Source organism: Bradyrhizobium sp. P2_E8 (genome assembly GCF_056403875.1).
On the sequence record NZ_JBFUES010001108.1, the window covers coordinates 1 to 2,280 of the forward strand.

Annotated in this window: 3 protein-coding genes and 1 pseudogene; 3 read left to right on the plus strand and 1 reads right to left on the minus strand. The window is 64.6% G+C overall.

All coding sequences use genetic code 11. The annotated features are described in order from the left end of the window. Positions 1-141, plus strand: a pseudogene (locus AC1D00_RS37295) (CinA family protein); the annotation flags it as partial. Between the two features lie 128 nt (positions 142-269). On the opposite strand, the gene AC1D00_RS37300 reads toward AC1D00_RS37295, so the two are convergent. After that, positions 270-695 (minus strand): GNAT family N-acetyltransferase, encoded by a 426-nt coding sequence (locus AC1D00_RS37300; protein ID WP_477014110.1) that lies wholly within the window; start codon positions 693-695, stop codon positions 270-272. Between the two features lie 464 nt (positions 696-1,159). Between AC1D00_RS37300 and AC1D00_RS37305 the strand changes: the two genes are divergently transcribed. Continuing rightward, positions 1,160-1,771, plus strand: coding sequence for a c-type cytochrome (locus AC1D00_RS37305; protein WP_477014112.1), 612 nt, complete (start codon positions 1,160-1,162; stop codon positions 1,769-1,771). 11 nt (positions 1,772-1,782) lie between these two features. Beyond that, positions 1,783-2,280 (plus strand): c-type cytochrome (locus tag AC1D00_RS37310; RefSeq protein ID WP_477014111.1); only part of this gene is annotated, 498 nt, incomplete at its 3' end.

The window sequence follows — 2,280 nt, forward strand, 5'->3', positions numbered from 1 at the left end:
CTGATGGATCTTGCCCGCGGCCCGCAAGTTGCGGCCAAGCCGCGCCGCGCCGCCGCCGCAACCCGCCTGCGCCCGCGTGTGACCCGCTCGCCGCGAAGGCACGCGGCGAAGCGCAGGCCGCCGCGCTCGCCGCGGGGGTGATGCCGTATCTTGTAGGGTGGATTAGCCCTGCGGGTGCGCGAAGCGCAGCTCGCATGGCGTAATCCACCTCTTCAGTCTCCGCGGCGGCAGAATTGGTGGATTACGCTTCGCTAATCCACCCTACACATCTACATCTCGGCCAGTTCTCTCAGCTTCGCGCCGGCGATCCGGAAGAACCGCTTCTCCGGTAGCGCCCGCCCACCAAGCATCTCGTAGAAGTGCTGAAGCCGCAGGTCATCCGCATCGGCAGTCCAATCGATGCGATCGTGCCCCTCCTGGTGCGCGATTTCGGCCAGTCGCGCCATCAGCCGTTTTCCCAATCCAGCTCCGCGCCGGTTGTGACGAACGTAGAGCTCCTTCAGGAAGAAGCCTGACGTCAAACCCGGTCCGGGATAGATGGCACTGAAACATGCAAGACCTGCGATTTCATCGTTCTCACAAGCGAGCAGAATTCGCGCTCCGGCGGGCCTCGACCTCAGCCCGTCAATGATCACGTCCCGTGCAGGGCAGACGGCGCGATAGTGAGCCTGCATCTCGATCAGCGCATCGGCCACGTCATCGAAATCGGTGTCCGCGATTTCCCTGAAAGTCGTCAGAGCGATGTGGTCCATGGTCGATCCCTGTGGTCACTCAATATCCGTTAGCCTCACAGTAGCGATATACGCCGTTTGCACGCAGCTGTGTTTGGTGTCGAGGCGAATGGAAGCACAAGGCAAGGCTCGGGCGAGCGGTGCCAGGAGACCGCGATGCTGCGCTGCTTTTCAAAAAGCACGCAAATCTTGTCGAATCCGATCGTTATATGCAGTGCAAGAGCACGACCAAACGTCATCGTTCCCTTCCGAACTTGCGCGCGACTATACTGGCGCAATAATGCCGCTCTATGTTGTGGTCCGGAATCAACCGGCCCAGCCTTCTGGAGGGCGACGAATTGTTCGCTCGCACCACTGCTCTGGCCATTGCCATCCTGGCCGCCATTGACGCTGCGGCCGCACAAACGGCCAACCAGCCGCCGGATACGATGGCGGCGCGGGTCGAGGCCTGCACGCCCTGTCACGGCAACAAGGGCGAAGGCACCAGCGACGTCTATTTCCCGCGGCTTGCCGGCAAACCCGCCGGCTATCTCTACAACCAGCTCCTCGCCTTCCGCAGCGGCCGGCGCAAATACCCGCCGATGAACTATCTGCTGGAATTCCTGCCCGATCCGTATCTGGAGGCGATGGCGGAGTACTTTGCCAGCGAGCATCCGCCGCTGCCGCAGCCGGCGCCGAGCGAGGTCAGCAAGGACGTGCTGGCGCAGGGCGAGCAGCTTGCGACGAGCGGCGATGCCGGCCGCAACATTCCGGCCTGTGTGAGCTGCCACGGTCCAGGACTGACGGGGATGCAGGCCGGCATCCCAGGATTGCTCGGCTTGCGCGCGCCTTACATCAGCGCTCAACTCGGCGCCTGGCGCTACGGCACCCGCACGGCCAGATCGCCCGACTGCATGCAGCTCGTCGCCGGCCATCTGACCGAGGCCGACGTCACCGCCGTTGCAGCCTGGCTCGCGACGCGGCCGGCGCCCGCGAACCCGGCTCCCGTGCCGAAAGGCACCTATGCGCTGCCGTTCGGCTGCGGCAGCCAGCCCAACTGACGAGGCGGATGATGGGCTCAAGACTGTCGATCACGCTCCTCGCTCTCGCCGCGTTCACAACGGCCGCGCAGGCGCAGGACAAGGACAAGACCGGTGATATCGTCGCGCGCGGCGAGTATCTCGCCCGCGCCGGCGACTGCACCGCGTGCCACACCGCACCGGAAGGCCGCCTGTTCGCCGGCGGCCGCGCCATGCCGACGCCGTTCGGCACGCTCTACACCTCCAACATCACGCCCGATCCGGAGACCGGGATCGGCAAGTGGAGCGCGGACGACTTCTACAAGACCATGCACAACGGCCGCTTCCCGGATGGCGGGCTGATCTATCCGGCGATGCCGTTTGCGTCCTACACAAAGGTCACGCGCGCCGACAGCGACGCGATTTTCGCCTATCTGCGCTCGATCCCGCCGGTCAGCCAGAAGAACAGGCCGCACGAGCTGCGCTTTCCCTATGACAACCGTCAGCTGATCCTCGGCTGGCGCACGCTGTTCTTCAGCGAGGGCGAGTTC

Bases quoted from the DNA above. Each gene is read 5' to 3' on its own strand.
- AC1D00_RS37305 (WP_477014112.1), top strand. From the start codon at position 1,160: ATGGCGGCGCGGGTCGAGGCCTGCACGCCCTGTCACGGCAACAAGGGC.